The 20312-nt window shown below is 68.1% G+C and carries 15 protein-coding genes; 4 read left to right on the top strand and 11 right to left on the bottom strand.

What is annotated here, in order from left to right; translation table 11 throughout:
- Positions 1 to 248 precede the first annotated feature (248 nt).
- Positions 249 to 1499, bottom strand: coding sequence for a cysteine desulfurase family protein (locus tag B7R21_RS05810; RefSeq protein ID WP_116282310.1), 1251 nt, complete (start codon positions 1497 to 1499; stop codon positions 249 to 251).
- Positions 1500 to 1555: 56 nt separating this feature from the next.
- Between B7R21_RS05810 and glgX the strand changes: the two genes are divergently transcribed.
- Positions 1556 to 3619: a glycogen debranching protein GlgX gene (gene glgX, locus B7R21_RS05805; protein WP_116282309.1), complete on the top strand. Its 2064-nt coding sequence runs from the start codon at positions 1556 to 1558 to the stop codon at positions 3617 to 3619.
- Positions 3620 to 3791: 172 nt separating this feature from the next.
- Here glgX and glgP read toward each other — a convergent pair whose 3' ends face one another.
- Positions 3792 to 6407: an alpha-glucan family phosphorylase gene (glgP, locus tag B7R21_RS05800; protein ID WP_116282308.1), complete on the bottom strand. Its 2616-nt coding sequence runs from the start codon at positions 6405 to 6407 to the stop codon at positions 3792 to 3794.
- Positions 6408 to 6522: 115 nt separating this feature from the next.
- On the opposite strand from glgP, the gene B7R21_RS05795 reads away from it, so the two are divergent.
- Both B7R21_RS05795 and glgB read left to right on the top strand, forming a co-directional pair.
- Positions 6523 to 8712: an alpha-1,4-glucan--maltose-1-phosphate maltosyltransferase gene (locus B7R21_RS05795; RefSeq protein ID WP_437184176.1), complete on the top strand. Its 2190-nt coding sequence runs from the start codon at positions 6523 to 6525 to the stop codon at positions 8710 to 8712.
- Complete coding sequence (glgB, locus tag B7R21_RS05790) at positions 8712 to 10931, top strand: 1,4-alpha-glucan branching protein GlgB (RefSeq protein ID WP_116282307.1); 2220 nt, start codon at positions 8712 to 8714, stop codon at positions 10929 to 10931. Before B7R21_RS05795 ends, glgB begins: the two co-directional genes overlap by 1 nt.
- A gap of 106 nt (positions 10932 to 11037) precedes the next feature.
- Here the strand turns inward: glgB and B7R21_RS05785 are convergent, their stop codons facing one another.
- The 3 genes from B7R21_RS05785 to B7R21_RS05775 all read right to left on the bottom strand — a co-directional run bounded on the left by B7R21_RS05785 (position 11038) and on the right by B7R21_RS05775 (position 15099).
- Complete coding sequence (locus B7R21_RS05785; protein WP_253259664.1) at positions 11038 to 12168, bottom strand: AI-2E family transporter; 1131 nt, start codon at positions 12166 to 12168, stop codon at positions 11038 to 11040.
- A 100-nt stretch (positions 12169 to 12268) separates the two neighbouring features.
- Positions 12269 to 13270 carry a tetratricopeptide repeat protein gene (locus B7R21_RS05780; RefSeq protein ID WP_116282306.1) on the bottom strand — a complete coding sequence of 334 codons (1002 nt, stop codon included), beginning with the start codon at positions 13268 to 13270 and terminating at the stop codon, positions 12269 to 12271.
- Positions 13267 to 15099 (bottom strand): hypothetical protein, encoded by a 1833-nt coding sequence (locus B7R21_RS05775; RefSeq protein ID WP_116282305.1) that lies wholly within the window; start codon positions 15097 to 15099, stop codon positions 13267 to 13269. The genes B7R21_RS05780 and B7R21_RS05775 overlap by 4 nt, the downstream gene beginning before the upstream one ends.
- Before the next feature lie 159 nt (positions 15100 to 15258).
- On the opposite strand from B7R21_RS05775, the gene B7R21_RS05770 reads away from it, so the two are divergent.
- Positions 15259 to 16314: an AI-2E family transporter gene (locus B7R21_RS05770; RefSeq protein WP_116282304.1), complete on the top strand. Its 1056-nt coding sequence runs from the start codon at positions 15259 to 15261 to the stop codon at positions 16312 to 16314.
- A gap of 65 nt (positions 16315 to 16379) precedes the next feature.
- Here B7R21_RS05770 and B7R21_RS05765 read toward each other — a convergent pair whose 3' ends face one another.
- The 6 genes from B7R21_RS05765 to pyrH are packed head-to-tail and all read right to left on the bottom strand — an operon-like array spanning position 16380 to position 20300.
- Positions 16380 to 17102, bottom strand: a complete 723-nt coding sequence (locus B7R21_RS05765; RefSeq protein ID WP_116282303.1) for an alpha/beta hydrolase — start codon at positions 17100 to 17102, stop codon at positions 16380 to 16382.
- A complete protein-coding gene (locus tag B7R21_RS05760; RefSeq protein WP_116282302.1) occupies positions 17099 to 17404 on the bottom strand; it encodes a hypothetical protein in 306 nt (101 codons plus the stop codon). Before B7R21_RS05760 ends, B7R21_RS05765 begins: the two co-directional genes overlap by 4 nt.
- Positions 17404 to 17973 (bottom strand): DivIVA domain-containing protein, encoded by a 570-nt coding sequence (locus tag B7R21_RS05755; protein WP_116282301.1) that lies wholly within the window; start codon positions 17971 to 17973, stop codon positions 17404 to 17406. The genes B7R21_RS05760 and B7R21_RS05755 overlap by 1 nt, the downstream gene beginning before the upstream one ends.
- Positions 17974 to 18002: 29 nt before the next feature.
- A complete protein-coding gene (locus B7R21_RS05750; RefSeq protein WP_253259663.1) occupies positions 18003 to 18959 on the bottom strand; it encodes a phosphatidate cytidylyltransferase in 957 nt (318 codons plus the stop codon).
- A 12-nt stretch (positions 18960 to 18971) separates the two neighbouring features.
- Positions 18972 to 19526 carry a ribosome recycling factor gene (gene frr, locus B7R21_RS05745; RefSeq protein WP_116282300.1) on the bottom strand — a complete coding sequence of 185 codons (555 nt, stop codon included), beginning with the start codon at positions 19524 to 19526 and terminating at the stop codon, positions 18972 to 18974.
- A 48-nt stretch (positions 19527 to 19574) separates the two neighbouring features.
- Entirely contained in the window at positions 19575 to 20300 is a 726-nt protein-coding gene (gene pyrH / locus B7R21_RS05740; protein WP_116282299.1) for a UMP kinase, read from the bottom strand.
- Positions 20301 to 20312 lie beyond the last annotated feature (12 nt).

Below are 20312 nucleotides of genomic sequence, written 5' to 3'. Positions count from 1 at the left end.
CCGTTCCGCGGCCGCCTACCGCCGATCGAGTGGGCAGTTCCGGCCCTGAGATCCTGGCTGAAGCGCCCGAACTGCCCACTCGATTGTCAGGGTGGCGGGTGGGAGCGAGAGCGGGGCCGGGAGGACGGCGAACCGGGAGCGGGGCGTCAGGCGTGGCGGGGCGTCAGGCGGAGCGGGGCGTCAGGCGGGGCGGGGCGTCAGGGGTGGCGGGGCGTCAGGGGTGGCGGGGCGTCAGGGGTGGCGGGGCGTCAGGCGACGACGCGGTCGGCGAAGCCGGCGCGGGCGGCACGCTCGACCGCCGCCGGGAGCGCCGCCACGAGGGCATCGACATCGGCCTCCGTGGAGGAGTGGCCGAGCGTCATCCGGAGGGCGCCGCGCGCCTCCTGCTCGGGCACGCCCATCGCCGTCAGTACGTGCGACACCTCCGGCACACCGGCCTGGCAGGCTGAGCCGGTCGAGACGGAGAAGCCCGCGACATCCAGAACGAACAGCAGCGAATCACCCTCGCAACCGGGGAAAGTGAAGTGCGCATTGCCGGGCAGCCGTCCGTCTGGCGAAGGGTCGCCCCTCAGCACGGCGGACGGCACGGCCGTGTGGATGCCCGCCACCAGCCGGTCGCGGAGCTCTGCGACCTGCGCGGCGAATGCGGGAAGCTGAGCCACCGCCTCTGTCGCGGCGGCGGCGAACGCCACGGCACCTGCTGCATCCTGGGTGCCCGAGCGCCCGCGCTGCTGCCCACCGCCGTGGATGAGCGGAACCACCTCGGCCGTGCGCGACAGCAGCAGCGCGCCCACGCCGACCGGCCCACCGATCTTGTGCGCCGAGACGCTCAGCGCGGCGACACCCAGCGCATCGAAGTCGATCGGCACGTATCCGTACGCCGAGACGGCGTCGACGTGCACCGGCACGCCGTGTTTCGCGGCAACGGCGGCGAGCTCGGCCACAGGCTGGATCGTGCCCACCTCGTTGTTGCCCCAGAGGAATGTCACCAGTGCCACGTCATCCGCGCCCTGTGACGAACGTCCGGCCAGGGCAGCGTCGAGCACTTCGGGGGTGAGGCGGCCGAACGAATCGACGGGCAGCCACTCGACCACGGCGCCCTCGTACTGCACGAGCCACTCGACCGCATCGTTCGTCGCGTGGTGCTCGCCGCCCGGCACCAGGATGCGCTGCCGCCGCGGCGCGAGCGCCCCGCCCCGGGCATCGGCGTCGCCCGCCTCGCCGGCGTCGCCCGCGCCACCCGCCTGCCGCGCCCAGAACAGCCCCTTCACCCCGAGGTTGATCGACTCCGTGCCCCCCGACGTGAAGACCACCTCGACCGGCTCGGCCCCGAGCGACGCCGCGACCGCCTCGCGGGCCTCCTCGAGCATCCGTTTCGCCTGCTGCCCCTGGCTGTGGATCGACGACGGGTTGCCGACCACGCCGAGCGCACCGATGTATGCCGCGAGCGCGCCGGGCGTCAGCGGCGTGGTCGCCGCGTGATCGAGGTACACAGCCACACCGGCACGCCCTTCCCAAAACATTGCTGTAACAACCATTCACTACTCTAGGACTCATGACTCAGGCCGACCCCTTCGCCCACCTCGGCATCCGTCAGACGGCGGCGGGGGGCGAGCTCCGCGTGTGGTCCGAGAACGCCACAGCCATGGAACTCTGCCTCTTCGACAACCGCGATGCGAACTGGATCTTCAAGACCGTCGCAATGACCCGTGACGACAACGACGTCTGGATGGCCTGCACGAAGTCGCTCGCCCCCGGCCGCAAGTACGCGCTCCGCGTGACCGGCCCGAACGGTCCCGACCATCCGCGGAACTCCTTCGACCCGAACACGCTCATGCTCGACCCGTACGCCCGCGGCCTCACCCGCACCGGCCCCGACCTCTGGCGCGGCGTGGTCGTCGACGACGAGTTCGATTGGAACGGCGCGACGAAACCGAACACGCCCCTCGACCACACGGTCATCTACGAGGGCCATGTGAAGGGCCTCAGCAAGCTGAACACGCGCATGCCCGAGAACCTCCGCGGCACCTACGCCGGTCTCGCGCACGAGACCACGATCAGCTACCTGAAGAAGCTGGGCGTCACCGCGGTGCAGCTCCTGCCGGTGCACGCGTTCGTGAGCGAGCGCCGCCTGATGAAGCAGGGCCTCAGCAACTACTGGGGCTACAACACCCTCAACTTCTTCAGCCCGCACTCCTTCTACGGAACGAAGGCGGCGCAGCAGGGCGGGCCGAGCGCGGTGCTCCGCGAGTTCAAGGGCATGGTGAAGCTGCTGCACGAGGCGGGGCTGGAGGTCATCCTCGACGTCGTGTACAACCACACGGCCGAGGAGGGAATCACCGGACCGCGCTCCAGTTTCCGCGGCATCGACAACGCGAACTACTACCGCCAGACGAAGTCGGGCACCTACATCGACGTCACCGGCTGCGGCAACAGTGTCGACACCAGCGTGCCCGCGGTCTCCCGCCTGATCCTCGACTCGCTGAAGTACTGGGCCAACGACGTGCAGGTCGACGGCTTCCGGTTCGACCTCGCCGCCACGCTCGGACGCAACGAAGACGTCTACTTCGACCCCGACCATCCACTGCTCGAAGCGATCACCCACGACGAAGACCTCAAGAACGTGAAGATGATCGCCGAGCCGTGGGACGTCGGCATGGGCGGCTGGCAGACCGGCAACTTCAAGCCGGGCTGGCACGAATGGAACGACCGCTACCGCGACCGCATGCGGAAGTTCTGGTTGCGCGACACGAAATCGATCCGCGAGCACGGTTCGCCGGGCGACGGGGTCGGGATGCTCGCCACGCGGCTCGCGGGCTCGGCGAACACGTTCCAGCAGCACCGCGGCCCACTCGCGTCGATCAACTTCATCACGGCCCACGACGGCTTCACGCTGGCCGACCTCACGGCCTACGACGTGAAGCACAACGTGGGCAACGGCGAGTCGAACCGCGACGGCACCGACAACAACATGTCGTACAACCACGGCGTCGAGGGTGCCACGCCGAACCGTACGATCGAGGCGACCAGGCGGCGCACCATCCGGAACCTGATGGGCACCCTGCTGCTGAGCGCCGGCGTGCCGATGATCACGGCGGGCGACGAGTTCGGCCGCAGCCAGAAGGGCAACAACAACGCATACTGCCACGACTCCGAGCTGACCTGGCTGAGCTGGGACCGCCGCCGCTGGCAGAACGGGCTCTGGCAGACCACGCAGCACCTGCTGAAGCTCCGGCGGGAGAACCCGGCCCTCCGCCCGGTGCATTTCGGTGTGTTCGGCGAGACGACGCCGAGCGCCAGCCAGATGGACTGGTACGACCTCAACGGCGAGGAGATGAGCAATACGGAGTGGAACAGCCCCGAGAACCGCACCCTGCAGTTCCTTGTGGCATCGACCCCCGAGCACGAGGAGTTCAACCGGGTGCTCGTGGTGATCCACGGCGTCGAGGAGCCGACCACGATCACTCTGCCGGAGCATGAGGGGGTCGGCTCGTACGAGCTGCTCTGGGACAGCGCCGACGACGCGCCGACGGCTCCGGATGCCCAACTCCCTGCCCTCGAACCGGGAGTTCGGCTACCCGTCGCCGCCTCGTCGATCCAGCTGTACCGCGCGCACTGACCCGACCACCCCCTCCCGGCCGCCACCGGCGCTCGGCCCACCACCACTTCGCCCCACCCGCCACGCGTAAAAGAGGACTGGAGCGACGTTGGGGTCTCCACGACCTCAACTCGCCTCCAGTCCTCTTTTACGATGGCCGGCAGCAGCGGCTGCGCCGGCAGCGGGCCGGGCGCTACCGCGCCGCGGCGATCAGCCCCAGCTCGGCCGCCGAAGCCAGGTTGTCGTGCCGCGGCACCACGCGCACCGTGTAGCCGAACGAACCCGCCTTCTCCAGCTTCACCAGCCCCGAGAATCCGTAGAGCCCCTCGGAGTCGCTCTGCGCGGCCTCCGTGCCCGGCGTCACGACCGTGATCGGGGTCGTGTTCGTCGCCAGCACGGCCGGCGCGAGGGCGACCGTGCGGGCATCCGCGAGCTGGTCGCCGTTCGTGGTGTGCCCGTAGACCACCTGCACCGACACGTCGGCAGGCGTCAGCGATCCGAGGTTCACCCGTGCGCGCACCTGCAGTTCGTCGCCGACCTGCGGTGTGTCGTCGAGCCCCCCGGATTCGACGTGCACGACCGCGACCGACGGCCAGGCCACGCGTTCGCGCTCCTTCCACTCCGAGAGCGAGGCGGCCACGGCATAGTCCCCGTCGATCACCGCGTGCGCGGCGGCAGCAGCCGGCAGGTAGAGACGCTGCGCGTACTCCCGCACCATCCGCTCGGCCGAGAGCGACGGCGACAGCGTCGACAGCGTGTGCCGGATGGACTGCGTCCAGCGCTCCGGCACGCCCTGCGCGTTCCGGTCGTAGAACCGCGGCGCGACCTGGTGCTCGATCAGGTCGTAGAGCGCCTCCGATTCGAGCTGGTCGCGCTCCTCGGGGGTGTCGACCGAATCGGCCGTCGGGATCGCCCAGCCGTTCTCGCCGTCGTAGTACTCGTTCCACCAGCCGTCGAGGATCGACAGGTTGAGCCCGCCGTTCAACGCGGCCTTCATGCCGGAGGTACCACACGCCTCGAGCGGACGCAGCGGGTTGTTCAGCCACACATCCGTGCCCGGGTAGAGCTTCTGCGCCATGCCGATGTCGTAGTTCGGCAGGAACACGATGCGGTGCCGCACCTCAGGGTCGCTGGCGAACTGCACCAGCTTCTGGATGAGCCGCTTGCCCTCCTCGTCGGCCGGGTGCGACTTGCCGGCGATCACGAGCTGCACGGGCTGCGTCGGATTCAGCAGGATCGACTTCAGCCGCGCCGGGTCGTGCAGCATCAGCGTGAGCCGCTTGTAGGTCGGCACGCGGCGGGCGAACCCGATGGTGAGCACGTTCGGATCGAGGAGTCCCCGGTACCAGGCCGGCGGGATGGAGCCGGGGCTCTGCTCGAGCCACGCCTCGGTGACGCGGTGCCGGGCATCGAAGACGAGCTGGCGGCGCATGTCGTTCCGCACCGCCCAGAGGTCGTCGTCTGTCACGTCGGGCGACGCCCAGTTCGCCGTGGCGGTCTCGGAGGTGCCGAGCTTGTTCTCGGCGAGCTCGATCAGCAGCGGGTCGGTCCAGGTCGGCGCGTGCACACCGTTGGTGACCGACGTGATCGGCACCTCCGACTGGTCGAATCCGGGCCAGAGCCCGGCGAACATCCCGCGGCTCACCTCGCCGTGCAGCTGCGAGACACCGTTGGCGCGCTGGGCGAGGCGGAGCCCCATGACGGCCATGTTGAACATGCCGGCGACCCCGCCGTTCTCGACCTCGTTGCCGAGCGCGAGCACCGCATGCGCGTCGACTCCCGGCAGCAGATCGGTCGAGAAGTAGCGCTCGACGAGCGAGGCGTCGAAGCGGTCGATGCCGGCCGGCACGGGCGTGTGGGTCGTGAAGACGGTGCCTGCCCGAACCACCTGCAGGGCGACATCGAACGAGAGGCCGTCGCCGATCAGGTCGCAGATGCGCTCGAGACCCTGGAATCCCGCGTGCCCCTCGTTGGTGTGGAACACCTCGGGCTCGGCGGTCTCGGTGAGCTCGCTGTAGATCTTCAACGCGCGCACGCCGCCGATGCCGAGCAGCAGCTCCTGCAGCAGCCGGTGCTCTCCCCCGCCGCCGTAGAGCCGATCGGTGACGATGCGCAGGTCGTCGTCGTTGTCGGGGATGTCGGTGTCGAGCAGCAGCAGCTTCACACGACCCACCTGGGCCTGCCAGATGCGCGCGTAGAGCGCACGGTCGTCCGGCAGCGCCAGCACCACCTGGGCGGGCGATCCGTCGGCGAGGCGCAGCACGCTGAGCGGCAGGCCGTCGGGGTCGAGCACCGGGTAGCTCTCCTGCTGCCAGCCGTCACGCGAGATCGCTTGGCGGAAGTAGCCGGCCCGGTAGAACAGGCCGACGCCGATGATCGGCACGCCGAGGTCACTGGCCGCCTTGAGGTGGTCGCCGGCGAGGATTCCGAGGCCGCCGGAATACTGCGGCAGGGCGGCAGCGATACCGAACTCCGGTGAGAAGTAGCCGATGCTCGCGGGCTTCGGCTCCTCCTGGGCTTGGTACCAGCGCGGCTCGGTGAGGTAGCGGTTCAGGTCGTCACGCAGGCTGTTCGCCCAGGCCACGAAGCCCTCGTCTGCGGCGAGCTGGGCGAGGCGCTCCGGTGCCACCGCGCCGAGAAGCGCGATCGGATCCCCGGTCGTCGCCTCCCAGTCGTCGGGCGAGATGTGCGCAAGGAGCTTGCGGGTCGGCTCGTGCCAGGACCAGCGCAGGTTGGCGACGAGTTCTCCCACGGCAGAGAGCTCCGGCGGGAGAACGGATCGAACGGTGAATTTCCTGATGGCCTTCACGCACAGCTCCTTCGGGTTTTGCCAAAGCCTAGAGCGAAGAGGTTACGGAATGCCAAACGCGCAAGGGCCGAATGTTGACGGGAGGTTCCGGCGGCTTTGTCGGTAGGGTCGAACCGTGGCTAAGACAGTGGCGAAAACGACAGCAAAAGGTACGACGATCAAGCAGTCCAAGGTGGCTGCGCTGACGGGGGCCAGTGGGTTCACTCCTGCCATCGGTCGCATCCCGATCGTGGATGTCTTCCCTTCCGTCTCCGGCGGCCGCTGGCCGGCCAAGGCCTATGCCGGGGAGGTGGTGCCCTTCGGCGCCACCGTCTTCCGCGAAGGCCATGACGCCGTCGGGGCACGCCTCGAGCTGCGGGATCCGGCCGGCGCGGTGTCGAGCTTCGGGCTGCGGATGATCGGGGTCGGCCTCGACCGCTACCAGACCGTCGCACAGCTGAGCTCCGAGGGCGCCTGGGCGTTCCGCATCCGCGCGTTCAGCGACGACTACGAGACCTGGCACCACAACGCCTCGATCAAGGTTCCGGCCGGGATCGACGTCGAGCTCATGTTCCAGATCGCGGGCGAACTCTTCACGCGTGCCGGTGCTGACGGCTCCAGGCCCGCGGCCGAACGCACGCTGTTCCTCGACCTCGCCGCAGCGGTCGTCGACACGGCCACGCCAGCGGCCGACCGGCTGGAGGCCGCCACCTCCCCCGCTGTCGCCGGAGCGATCGAGGCCGCACCGCTCGCGAGCCTCGACACGTATTCCGAGTGGCAGCCGCTGAACGTCGAGCGCCAGCGCGCCGGCTTCGGCTCCTGGTACGAATTCTTCCCGCGCTCCCTCGGCGCCTCCCAGGACGACGACGGCACGTGGACAAGCGGCACCTTCCGCACCGCCGCGGCCCGCCTTCCCGAGGTCGCCGCGATGGGCTTCGACGTGCTCTACCTGCCGCCGATCCATCCGATCGGCGAGGCCTTCCGGAAGGGCCCGAACAACTCGCTCACGGTCGAACCCGGCGACCCCGGCTCCCCGTGGGCGATCGGCGGCGCGGCCGGCGGGCACGACGCCGTGCACCCCGACCTCGGCGGCATGGCAGCGTTCTCGATCTTCGTCGAGGCCGCGAACCGTGCGGGGCTCGAGGTGGCGCTCGACTTCGCGCTGCAGGCCAGCCCCGATCATCCGTGGGTCAGAGAACACCCGGAGTGGTTCACCACCCTCCCCGACGGCTCCATCGCCTACGCCGAGAACCCGCCGAAGAAGTATCAGGACATCTACCCCATCAACTTCGACAACGACCCGTCGGGAATCCGGGCCGAGGCGCTCCGGATCATCCGGTTCTGGATCGCGGCCGGGGTGAAGATCTTCCGGGTCGACAACCCGCACACCAAGCCGCTCGACTTCTGGGAGTGGCTGATCGGCACCGTGAACGCCGAGACGCCCGGGGTCATCTGGCTCGCCGAGGCCTTCACCCGGCCCGCGCTGATGCAGACGCTCGCGAAGGTCGGCTTCACGCAGTCGTACACCTACTTCACGTGGCGGAACACGAAGGAGGAGCTCGAGGAGTTCCTCGACGGGCTCTCGCACGAGACGGCCGCATTCTTCCGGCCGAACCTGTTCGTGAACACGCCCGACATCCTGCACGCCTACCTGCAGTTCGGCGGGCGCCCGGCCTACAAGGTGCGAGCGGCGATCGCGGCTACGGGGGCTCCCACCTGGGGCGTCTACTCGGGCTACGAACTGGTCGAGAACGTGGCACGGCCCGGTTCCGAGGAGAACATCGACAACGAGAAGTACGAGTACCGGCCGCGGGACTTCGAGGCGGCAGAGGCCTCCGGGGTGTCCCTTGCGCCCTACATCACCCGGCTGAACCAGATCCGGAACGAGCATCCGGCCCTCGCGCAGCTGCGGAACCTCGACATCCACGCCGCCGACGACGACTCGATCCTCGTCTACAGCAAGTACGTCGCCGGCGAGTACACCACGAGCGGACGGCCCGATGGCCTCATCGTCGTGGCGAACGTCGACCCGCATTCGGTGCGGGAGACGACCGTGCGCCTCGATGTGACGAAGTTCGGTATCGAGGCCGGCGCGAGCTTCCGGGTGACCGACCAGATCACGGGCGACTCGTGGATCTGGGGGGCCGACAACTATGTGCGGCTCAACGCGTTCGGTGAGCCGGTGCACATCCTCTCGGTGCACTACGAGCCCGACCCGTCGGCCGAACCCGGAGCCGGAACGCTCTCGCCCGCAGCAGCAGCCGCCGCGCCCGTGCCCGCCACCCCCACCGCCACGCCCTCCCCCGACGGAACGGATTCCCACTGATGTCCCAGATCGACGGCCTCACCGCCCTCAGCCAGAGCGACGTGCCCGAACACGTGCTGCAGCAGGTGTCGACCGGCTCCTACTTCGACCCGCACAGCGTGCTCGGCCAGCATCTCGTCGACCCGTCGAGCGAGGGTGACCAGGTCACGGTCATCCGCACCCTCCGCCCTCTCGCCAGCGAAGTGAGCGCAGTTCTCGCAAACGGCGCCCGCACCTCGCTCCAGCACCTCTACGGCGGCATCTGGCAGGGCTTCACGATCACCGGGCTCGAGGACTACTCGATCGACGCGACCTACGACGACGGATCGGTGTGGAGCGCCGACGACCCCTATCGCTTCGCCCCGACACTCGGCGAACTCGACCTGCACCTCATCGGCGAGGGCCGCCACGAGCAGCTGTGGGACGTGCTCGGCGCGCACTACCGCACCGAACAGGGAATCAACGGCGCCTTCGCCGGCACAGCCTTCAGCGTCTGGGCCCCGCACGCCCGCGCCGTGCGCGTCATCGGCGACTTCAACGGCTGGGACGGCACCCGGCACTCCATGCGGAGCCTCGGCTCGACAGGTGTCTGGGAGGTCTTCATCCCCGACCTCGAGCCCGGCAGCGCGTACAAGTTCGAGCTACTCTCCCAGCACGGTGGGTGGGTGCAGAAAGCCGACCCGATGGCGCGCCGCTCCGAGGTGCCCCCGCAGACCGCATCCATCATCACCGACTCGTCCTACGAGTGGGGCGACACCGAGTGGATGACGAAGCGCGCTTCGACCGACCCGCACAACTCCGCGATGAGCGTGTACGAGATGCACCTCGGATCGTGGCGGCCCGGGCTCGACTACCGCACGCTGGCCGATCCGCTGATCGACTACCTGAACGAGCTCGGCTTCACCCACGTCGAGTTCATGCCGCTCGCTGAGCACCCCTTCGGCGGCTCGTGGGGCTACCAGGTGTCGGGCTACTACGCGCCGACGGCGCGGTTCGGGACTCCGGATGACCTGCGGTACCTCATCGACCGCCTGCACCAGGCGGGCTTCGGCGTGCTGCTCGACTGGGTTCCGGGCCATTTCCCGAAAGACGCCTTCGCGCTGGCGAACTTCGACGGGCAGCCGCTGTACGAGCATCCAGACCCGCGGCGCGGTGAGCAGCCGGACTGGGGCACTCTCGTGTTCAACTTCGGCGACTCCCAGGTGCGGAACTTCCTGGTCGCGAACGCCCTCTACTGGTTCGAGGAGTTCCACATCGACGGCCTGCGGGTCGACGCCGTGGCCTCGATGCTCTACCTCGACTACTCCCGGAAAGACGGCGAGTGGCTGCCGAACCAGTACGGCGGGCGCGAGAACCTCGAGGCCATCAGCCTGCTGCAGGAGGCCAACGCCACGGCCTACAAGCGCTACCCGGGCATCGTGATGATCGCCGAGGAGTCCACCAGCTGGCCGGGCGTCACGAAGCCCACCTCACAGGGCGGGCTCGGCTTCGGCATCAAGTGGAACATGGGCTGGATGCACGACACCCTCGCCTACATCGAGACCGATCCGCTCTACCGCTCGTACCACCACGGCGAGATCACCTTCTCGTTCGTCTACGCGTTCAGCGAGAGCTTCATGCTGCCGATCTCGCACGACGAGGTCGTGCACGGCAAGGGATCCCTGCTCTCGAAGATGCCGGGCGACCACTGGCAGAAGCTCGCCAATCTCCGCGCGTACCTCGGCTTCATGTGGGCGCACCCGGGCAAGCAGCTGCTGTTCATGGGCCAGGAGTTCGGGCAGCCGTCCGAATGGAGTGAGGAGCGCGGGCTCGACTGGTGGATTCTCGACCAGCCGGTGCACCGCTCGCTGCTGCACCTCGTGTCGTCGCTGAACCGGGTGTACCGAGAGAACCCGGCGCTGTGGCTCCGCGACAACGAATCGGCCGGCTTCGAGTGGATCGACGGCGGTTCGAGCGAGAAGAACCTGGTGTCGTTCCTGCGGTGGGATGCCGACGGCAATCCCATCGCGGTGCTGATGAACTTCAGCGGCGCCCCGGTGGGCCCCTACCGCGTCTCGCTGCCCTTCGGCGGGATCTGGGACGAGATCATCAACACGGACGCTCTCGAGTACGGCGGCTCGGGTGTCGGCAACTTCGGTGCCGTCACGGCCGAGAACGTGCCGTGGCAGGGCCGCCCCGCCTCGGTGGAGCTCACGCTCCCCCCTCTAGCGGCCCTCTACCTCAAGCCCCGCCGCCCCTGACCCCCACCCGCCGCCGCCACCAATCGAGGGGGCAGTTCGGGCCCGAAACCTCCGGTTTCAGGGCCCGAACTGCCCCCTCGATTGCGTTCCGCGTGCGCGCGCCCGCTTACTTGGCGTCCTGCTGGGGGAAGACGACCTTCTCGATGATGATGATCGCCGAGGCCGCGATGGGGATGGCGACGAGAGCGCCGAGCACTCCGCCGATCGTGCCGCCCGCGACAGCTCCGATCACCACGACAGCCCCGGGCACGGAGACGGCCCGGTTCATGATGCGCGGGCTGAGGATGTACGCCTCGACCTGCATGTAGACGAGGTAGTAGATCGCCGCGACCAGCGCCGTGAGCGGCGAGGCGAAGAGGCTGATCAGCACGATGATCGCCGATCCGGTGACCGTACCGACGAGTGGCACGAGCGACAACAGGAACGCGATGAAAGCCAGCAGCACCGGCAACGGTGCCTGGATGATTGTGAGGAAGATGAAGCTCAGCACACCGTTCACCAGCGCCAGCGCGATCTGCCCCACCACGTAGCGGCCGACCGCCTGCGTGATCTGTTCGGTGATCTCCGCGAACCCCGAACGCTTGGTGGCCGGCACGAACCGGTACACGATGCGCTTCATCGACCGGAGCGACGCGAGGAAGTACAGCGTCAGGATCAGCACGATAACGGTGCCGGTGATCCCGCTCGCCACGCCTGCACCCACGGCCAGCAGCCCGCCGCCGATCCCGAGGATCTTGTCGGGGCTGAAGAACGACTGCACGTTCTTGATGATGTCGTCGACGCTCACGACCCCGGAGAGCTGCTGTTCGAGGTTCTTCACCCACTCGGCGTTCTGCAGATTCGTGAAGTAGCCCGGCAGATCGTTGATGAGGTTGGAGGTCTGCCCCACGATGATCGGGATGATCGTCAGGAGCAGCCCCGCCAGCACGGCGACCACGATGCCGAACACGACACCGATGGCAAGGCCCCGCGGCATCCGCTTCGAGAGCCGTGAGACCAGCGGATCGAGCCCGAGCGCGATGAACAGGGCGACACCCACGTAGACCAGCACGGTGCCCAGCTGGGAGACGATGCCTCCGATGACGAGAGCGACGAGCACGCCCAGTGCACCGAGCAGGCCGATCTTGAAGGCATTGATCTGCGCGAAGGACTGCCTGCCCTCTGTGGCGACCGTGACCTCAGGCGCGATCTTCGCCTGCGACGGAACGGGGGCGGGGTGGGAGCGTCGAAACATCATAGGTCGACTGTATTGCAGCCGGATGCCCGGGATGGGTCATTGACAGCGGGGGCCGTCGTGTGACGTGCATCCGGCCCGCCGAGGAACAGTACGAGCTGGCTCAGTACAGCAGCATCGTGAGTCTGCGGCGCGCGGCCGTCACCCGCACATCGTCGGTTCCGACCACCTCGAACAGCTCGAGCAGCCGGGTGCGGAGCGTATCCTTCGTGGCCTGGTCCGACGCGGGGAACAGACCGAGGATGCGGTCGAACGCATCCTCGACATGCCCGCCCGAGACGTCGAGGTCGGCCACCAGCAACTGGGCCTCGAGGTCCCCGGGCGATGCAGCTCCGGCGCTGCGGATCTCGTCGAGCGACTTTCCGTCGAGCCTGTCGAGCAGTCTCACCTGGGCCAGGCCGGCAATGGCCAGCTGGTCTCGGGGGCTCTGCGCAATGGCCTTCTCGTATTCCGCGATGGCGCCCTTGTAGTCGCCGCGGGAGATGGCATCGAACGCCTCCGCGTGGTGCGGCGGCAGTGGCTCCTCGACCGGTTCGGCGTCGTCAGCCGCGTCGGCCCCGTCAGCGGCCCCCGTGCGACCGTCGGCCGGGATCGCCGAACCGGTGACCCCGTTCTGCGCGGCGAGCTGCAGCACCTGCTCGAGAACCTCGCGCACGGCCTCCTCGGGCTGCGCACCCTCGAAGAGCGCCACGGGTCGTCCGGCGAGGATCGCAGCGACGGTCGGAACCGTCTGGGCCTGGAAGGCAGACGTGAGCTGCGGGTTCGACTCCGTGTCGACGCGCACCAGCACGAAACGTCCGCCGTACTCGAGCACCACCTTCTGCATGATCGGAGCGAGCACCCGTGACGCGTCGGCGTACGAGGCCCATAGCTCCACGATGACCGGAACCGCGTTGGAGAGGTCGAGCACCTGCGAGATGGTCGCATCCGTCGCATCGAGCAGCAGGCTCGGAACGCTGACACCCGGCCCGGCCGGGCCCCCGGCCGCGGGCATCGCCGCTCCCCCGGCGGCGGGCGCACCCGCGGGGGCAGCCGCGCGGTTCACGAGCGACGAGAGGTCGACCGCGCCTCTCAGGCTGGCGGCAGAGGGGGGGACCTGGCTCACGGCAACTCCTTGGCAGACAGTAGGCCCTGGGCGAAACCGAGAAGGATGACCTTCGACGTGTCGCCCGACGGCGGGATGTAGAACAGCAACTGGTAGTCGTAGATCGCTTCGGTGCCCTTGGAGCTGACGGTGAGTCCCGACGCCGCGGCAACCGCGCCCTTCACCGTCACTGTCGCTCCGGCCTCGACCACCTTGGCAGTCTCGGATTCCCGGATGTTCAGGGCCACGAGAGCGCCGGACTGGTTCGTGGCGAGTGCGATGCTCTCCCCCTCGCCCGCGACCTTCGCGTAGTCGAGTGTCGCCGTGTTCTTCAGATTGGCCTTCTTGTCGGCCTTGAACGCAGCGCCGACGCTCGTGCGGAGCGTGTCGCCTGTCGCATCGAACTGGCTGAAGTACGGGCTCGCCTCACCGACGGCGAGGATGTCGGCGTAGCCGGCGGCCACATCGGCAGGTGTCTCGGCCAGGAGCTTGGTGTCGTTCGCGAGCTTCGAGGTTCCGATGGTGACAGGTGCCACCGGCGGAAGCGTCGTGTTCGGCTCCAGCGCGATCGCGTAGTACACCTTGTAGACACTCCGCGGGGTGTCCTGGATGAGCATCAGAGAGAGGGGCGCCACCGTCTTGTCGTCGGGATTCTCGACGATGGTGAACACGGTGCGCGGCCATGAGTCTGTCGCCTGCGGAAGGATGACCGACGAGGGCCCGGCCGGAATGGGCTGCGGCGCCGCATACGACGGGAAGGTCTTCCGGATCGCGTAGGTCTCTGTGCGGAGGTCGAGCGCCGGGCCTGTCATCCGCGCGGCGAGCGCCGTCGCGTCTGAAGCCGCGTCGGCGGCCGTGGTCGACGCGGAGATCTTCGCGAGGATGCCGTTCAGCTGGGCTTCGGTCACTGCCGGCGGCGGTCCGGTCGTCGCATCCGTCGCCACCGGGGTCGGCGTGGCGGTCGACACGTCGGGCGCATCGGTGGCCGGCGCGCTGGTCTGGGTGGTGACGGTCGGCTCGGGAGTCGGGGCGGGGGCCGTTGCGGCGTGGGCCTGTCCGCCGAAGGCGAAGCTCACGAGAAGCACCCCCGGCACAGTGACAGCGACAGACCGGGAGATCGACCGGCGACCGCGACGCCCGACACCGGACTCGATGGCATTGGTTCGGGACGACGAGAAGCGCTTGCCCTTCGGCAGCGCCGGAGGCTTCCGCCTGGGGCCCTGGGACTTACGGAGGTGATGGAGGCCGAGCAGCAACAGCACCAGACCGGCGATCAGGAAGAAGGCTCCCGCCAGGAGGAAGGGCACCGCAAGCGGCGTGCTGTCGTCGAGTGGCCACGAGATCTGCACGGAGTTGGGTGCGGGAGCGGTGCCGTCGGTCGCCACGATGAGCGAATACCCGGCGGGGAGGTTGAACGTGCGGTTCATCGCACCGTCGCTGGTGAACTCTTCAAGCCAGAGGTCGGAGCCCGCCGGGTTGGCCGAGCCACTCGCCACGTTCGCTTCGCCGTCCGGAGTCGCCGCGACTGTGGTTGCTGTGAGGGTGCGCCCGCTGCTGTCGCTGGCGTCGAATCCGACGCTGTCGTACGTCGACCCGTTCAGCCAGGCCTTCACGTCGTCGGTGCGGCCGTAGGCGGCGAAGACCGTGGAGGTGCCGCCGAGGCTCACGGTCTGGTTGCCGCTCTCCGCCTGGAGCACATCGCCGTCGATATAGAGGTAGGGGGACCCGTCGCTCGTTGTGGTGGAGACGGTCAACGACGAGGGGGGCAGCAGCACCGTGCGCTCGGCGATACCGATGCCGATGAGCGCCGTCGCAACGACGAAGGCGAAGATGGCAAGTATGAATCGCACGTGAGAACTCCAGACAAGGACATTAAAAGATAGCTGATCCTCCTTGGGTATGCTCCCAGACTTCGCTGTGCGCCGGTAATCGTCGGCCCGCCGGGGCTCGGGGAGCTGGCCCTAGAATGTCTCTGCGCCCCGAGATCCCGGGGGCTCAGAGGAGAAACTGTGAAGATTCAGAACGCCTTCGTGTTCGGTCTGGTCGGCACGCTCGGAGTGGGCCTCGGCCTTCTCATCCTCTTCATGGTGGGCAGCCTCGCCACGGTGCTCACCTATGTCGGCATCGCGATCTTCCTGGCGCTCGGCCTCGATCCGCTCGTCTCGTGGTTGCAGCGCAAGAAGGTGCCCCGTGCCCTCGCCATCCTGATCGTCGTGGTCGCCGTGGCCGGGGTGATCACCGGTCTCGTCTTCGCGGTACTCCCGATCATCATCCAGCAGCTGAGCCAGCTGTTCGACCAGCTCCCGCTCCTCTTCGCGCAGCTCACGTCGTCGGACTTCGCGTCCAATCTCACCCAGCAGCTCGGCGGCTACATCGATGTGCAGTCGGTCGTGGATGCGGTGACCAAGTACCTGCAGGATCCGGGCAACATCACGACCATCGCCGGCGGCGCGCTGCAGGTCGGCATCGGTATCGCGAACGGTGTCTTCGGCATGGTGATCGTGATCATCCTGACCCTCTTCTTCACCGCGAACCTCGGCATGATGAAGCGCACGGTCTATCTGCTGGTGCCGGCAACCAAGCGGGAGCGGTTCGCCGACCTCGGAGAACAGATCACCGACGCGGTCGGCCGCTATGTGGTCGGGCAGGTGGCGCTGGCGGCGTGCAACGGCGTTCTGAGCTTCATCTTCCTGTCGATCATCCAGGCGCCCTACGCCGCCGTGCTGGCCTTCATCGCGGGCATCCTCTCGCTCATCCCGCTGGTCGGAACGATCTCCGGCTCCGTCATCATCGTCGGCATCTGCCTGATCCCGACCATCGGTTCACCCCTGACGGCGCTCGTCGCCGCCATCTACTACCTCGTCTACATGCAGGTCGAGGCATATCTCCTCAGCCCCAACATCATGCGCCGCGCCGTGTCGGTGCCAGGCTCGATCGTGGTGATCGCCGCCCTGGCCGGCGGTTCGCTCCTCGGCGTGCTCGGTGCGCTCGTCGCCATCCCCGTGGCGGCATCGATCATGCTGATCGTCAAGCAGGTCGTGATCCCGGCGCAGAACGAGCGCTGAAGACACCGGGCCGCACCCGTGGGCCCGTTGGCGGCCTCGTCGGGTCTCGTCGGATCTCGACGGATCTAGTCGGCCTCGTAGGTCTCCGGCAGCGGCGCCCGGGACGGATTGACGCGCTCGACGATCTCGTTCAGCACCCGGCGGGTCTGCGTCTCCCCCACCCAGAGGTGCTTCGCGCCATCGACGGCCACGAGGTCGGCCCCCGGCACGACCGCGAACCTCTCCCGCGCCTCGGCCGGCCGCAGAAAGTCGTCGAGCTCGGGAACGAGCGCCACGAGCGGCACCCCCGCGTGCGCCCAGGCGGCGAGATCCGCGTCCGTCGCGCGGTGAAGGGGCGGCGACAGCAGGATCGCCCCGTCGATCTCGTGCGACAGCCCGTACTTCAGGGCCAGCTCGGTGCCGAACGACCAGCCGACGAGCCACGGATGCGGCAGCCCGCGTTCGCCGACGAAACGCATCGCCGCGTCGACGTCGAGCCGCTCATCCACTCCCTCACCGAACGCCCCGTCACTCGTGCCGCGCGGAGACGACGTGCCGCGGGTGTTGAAGCGCAGAACAGCGAGATCTGCGAGTTCGGGGAGGCGCCAGGCGGCCTTCCGCAGGATGTGCGAGTCCATGAACCCGCCCGCCGTGGGCAGAGGATGAAGCGTCACCAGCGTCGCAACCGGCGGACGCCCGACCGGCAGGGCCAACTCGCCCACCAGCGTCAGCCCATCGGAGGTGTGCAGCTCGATCTCTTCGCGCACAGCCGGCAGCACGACCGTGGAGCGGATCTCGATGGTGGTCATGACAGTCCGATCCTCCAACAGTGGATGTGCCAGTGCCGCCGGGCGGCGAGGTCGCTCGCGTCTCCCAGAACGCCGTCGGCCCGCCACGCCACGAGGTGGGCGGTTCCGGCAGTGACCGGCAACGAGCATCCGGGGCACACGTAGTCCTTCGTCGCCTGGTTCGCCGTGATCGGCTGAACGTTCCAGTCGTGGCCGCGACGCCACTCGAGGGTGCGCGAGCCCGTCATCATGCGTTCGATGTCGGCGGATCCCTCTTCGTCGCCGTGCACCTTGGCGCGGCGCGACCGGTTGCTGCGTGGCATTACGGCCTGACCGCGACCATCACGTCGACGACGGCGTCGAGCACGAGGTCGACCTGGGTCTCGTTGTAGCCGCCGAGCTTCGGTGTGAAGAGGGCGCCCCGTACCGTCTCGATCGGCATGGGTGCGCCATTCCGGAAGTAGTCGACGAGCCGGCCGCAGAACGCATCCACCTCACGCCGGTCGTAGCCGCCGCTGAGCACCCCGGCACGCCGGAACTTGTGGCCCGCCTCGCGCTCGAGCCGGGCGAGGATCTCGCGCGCACGGTCTCTGTTCACGTCGTACCACTGGGCATCCCCGAGGTCGCGCTTGCCGGCGGCCCGTTCGCGCGCGGCGAAGGCCTCCTCCAGTCGTTCGAGGGCTGCATCGACGTGAAGCGTCGAATATCCGCCCTTCTGCAGGTCGAAGGAGGTGCCCCGGATGCTCCGCGAATCGATGACGGCAGGTGAGCCCGTGCCGGCGCCGTCGGCCTGTGCCTCGTAGGCCAGCCGGGCATCCACCAGGAACTTCTCGACGTCGTCGACGTTGTAGCCCAGCTCTGACTTTCGGCTGAGGGGAAATGTTTGGCTCACACCGTCATTCTGCCACTGCGCGCTGTGCGCTACGCGAAGACGATGTACAGCACGTATGCGGCTGCGGCCGAGGGCAGCATGGAGTCGAGCCGGTCGAGGAATCCCCCGTGGCCCGGAAGCCAGGTGCTCATGTCCTTGATGCCCATGTCGCGCTTCAGCAGCGACTCCGCCAGGTCACCGAACGTCGCAGTGAGCGTGAGCACCGCCCCGAAGAGGAGCCCGAACCACCACGGCTCCTGCAACAGCAGCACCGAGAGCAGCACGCCCGCGACCAGGGCAACGAGCAGGGCGCCCGCAAAGCCCTCCCACGTCTTCTTCGGGCTGATGCGCGGGGCCATCGGGTGCTTGCCGAAGTTGAGCCCGGCAGCGTAGGCACCGGTGTCCACGCAGATCACCACGACCATGAACGAGAGCACCCACCACCGGCCGTCCGGCTGGGCGACGAGGAGGATCGAGATGCTGCCGAGAAAGACGACGTAGGCCTGCACGAGGATGGCGGCGGCGACATCCCGTGCGAGTCGGCGACTGCCGCCGACCCGGTGGGCGGGGCGTACCAGCATCACGAGCCGCCACACGATGACGAGCCCGATGCCGGCGAGCAGGGTCAGCCACTGGCCGGATGCGCCACCGTAGAACGCTGCGACAGACACCGCCGCGGCCGAGATGACCGAAGGCACCACCGGAACGTAGCGTCCCGACTTTCTGAGGGCCGCCACCAGCTCGACACTGCCGACGCAGGCGATCAGCCCGACGAAGACCAGGAAGAGCTCTGTGATGAACACCAGACTGACCACCATCAGGGCGGCCAGCGTGACGCCGATGGCGACAGCGCTCAGCAGGTTCCGGCCGGAGCGGGCCGTGATCTTGTCGTTGGCCTCTTCGAACTGCTCACGGCGCGCTCTCACGCGCTCTTCGAGCTCCGCCCGCGAGATGCCCGTCGGACGCTTCTGCTTCGACGGGCCTCGCCCACCCGGATCGACTGTCACGAAGAGCCGTGCCTAGATTTCCAGGAGCTCTGCTTCTTTGCGCTTCAGAGCGTCGTCGATGGCGTCGACTGTCGCCTTCGTGCTCGCCTCCAGCTCCTTCTCAGCGCGTGCGACCTCGTCGTCGCCGACCTCGCTCTTGAGGGCATCCAGATCGTCCTTCGCCTTCCGGCGGATGTTCCGAACGGAGACCTTGCCGTCTTCGGCCTTGCCCTTCACGACCTTGACGAACTCCTTGCGGCGTTCCTCGGTGAGGTCGGGCAGCGTGACGCGGATGATCGAACCGTCGTTCGTCGGGTTCGCACCCAGGTTCGGCATGTCGCGGAGCGCCTGCTCGATGTCGCGGAGCGCACCCTTGTCGTAGGGCGTCACCAGGATCGTGCGGGCCTCGGGGTTCTGCAGCGAGGCAAGCTGCTCGAGAGGCGTCGGCGACCCGTAGTAGTCGACCAGCAGCTTCTGGAACAGCGCAGGGTTCGCGCGCCCGGTGCGGACGGTCGCGAAGTCGTCTTTCGTCGACTCGAGCGCTTTGCGCATCCGCTCGGCGGAATCGGTCAGTACATCGGCAATCACGGTAACTCCTTCAGAAATCTCTGGGCCAGTTTAGTTCGGATGCCTGCGTCACTGGTGCGAGGTGTGCACGAGCGTACCGATCTGCTCGCCGAGGATCGCCTTCGTGACGTTGCCCATCGGCTCCATCCCGAAGACCATCATCGGCATGTTGTTGTCCATGCAGAGGCTGAAGGCGGTCGAATCGACGACCTTGAGTTCACGCTGCAGGGCATCGATGTAGGTGAGGCGGTCGATCTTCTTGGCGTCGGGGTTCGACCGCGGGTCTGCGTCGTAGACGCCGTCGACACCGTTCTTCGCGACCAGCACCACGTCTGCGCCGATCTCGAGTGCACGCTGCGCGGCAACGGTGTCGGTCGAGAAGTACGGCAGCCCCGCTCCGGCACCGAAGATGACGACACGACCCTTCTCGAGATGGCGCTCGGCGCGTCGTGGGATGTACGGCTCAGCGACCTGGGTCATCGAGATGGCCGACTGCACGCGCGTCGCAGCGCCGGCCTGTTCGAGGAAGTCCTGCAGCGCGAGGGCGTTCATCACGGTGCCGAGCATGCCCATGTAGTCGGCGCGGCCCCGGTCCATTCCGCGCTGGGAGAGTTCCGCACCGCGGAAGAAGTTGCCGCCACCGACGACGATAGCGATCTCGACCTGCTTGGCGGCCTCCGCGATCTCGCGGGCCAGCTCACCGACCACATCGGGATTCACGCCCAGGGACCCGCCACCGAAGGCTTCACCGGAGAGCTTCAGCAGAACCCGTCGGCGTCCTGTTGCTTCAGACATGGTGGTTGTCCC

Source organism: Subtercola boreus (genome assembly GCF_003399625.1).
GTDB lineage: Bacteria > Actinomycetota > Actinomycetes > Actinomycetales > Microbacteriaceae > Subtercola > Subtercola boreus_C.
This window is presented reverse-complemented; position numbering and strand designations above follow the sequence as displayed.

Excerpts from the sequence above, each read along its gene's own strand:
- glgX (WP_116282309.1), top strand. The coding sequence starts at position 1,556 with ATGACTCAGGCCGACCCCTTCGCCCACCTCGGCATCCGTCAGACGGCG.
- glgB (WP_116282307.1), top strand. The coding sequence starts at position 8,712 with ATGTCCCAGATCGACGGCCTCACCGCCCTCAGCCAGAGCGACGTGCCC.
- B7R21_RS05785 (WP_253259664.1), bottom strand. The coding sequence starts at position 12,168 with ATGATGTTTCGACGCTCCCACCCCGCCCCCGTTCCGTCGCAGGCGAAG.
- B7R21_RS05765 (WP_116282303.1), bottom strand. The coding sequence starts at position 17,102 with ATGACCACCATCGAGATCCGCTCCACGGTCGTGCTGCCGGCTGTGCGC.
- B7R21_RS05760 (WP_116282302.1), bottom strand. The coding sequence starts at position 17,404 with ATGCCACGCAGCAACCGGTCGCGCCGCGCCAAGGTGCACGGCGACGAA.
- pyrH (WP_116282299.1), bottom strand. The coding sequence starts at position 20,300 with ATGTCTGAAGCAACAGGACGCCGACGGGTTCTGCTGAAGCTCTCCGGT.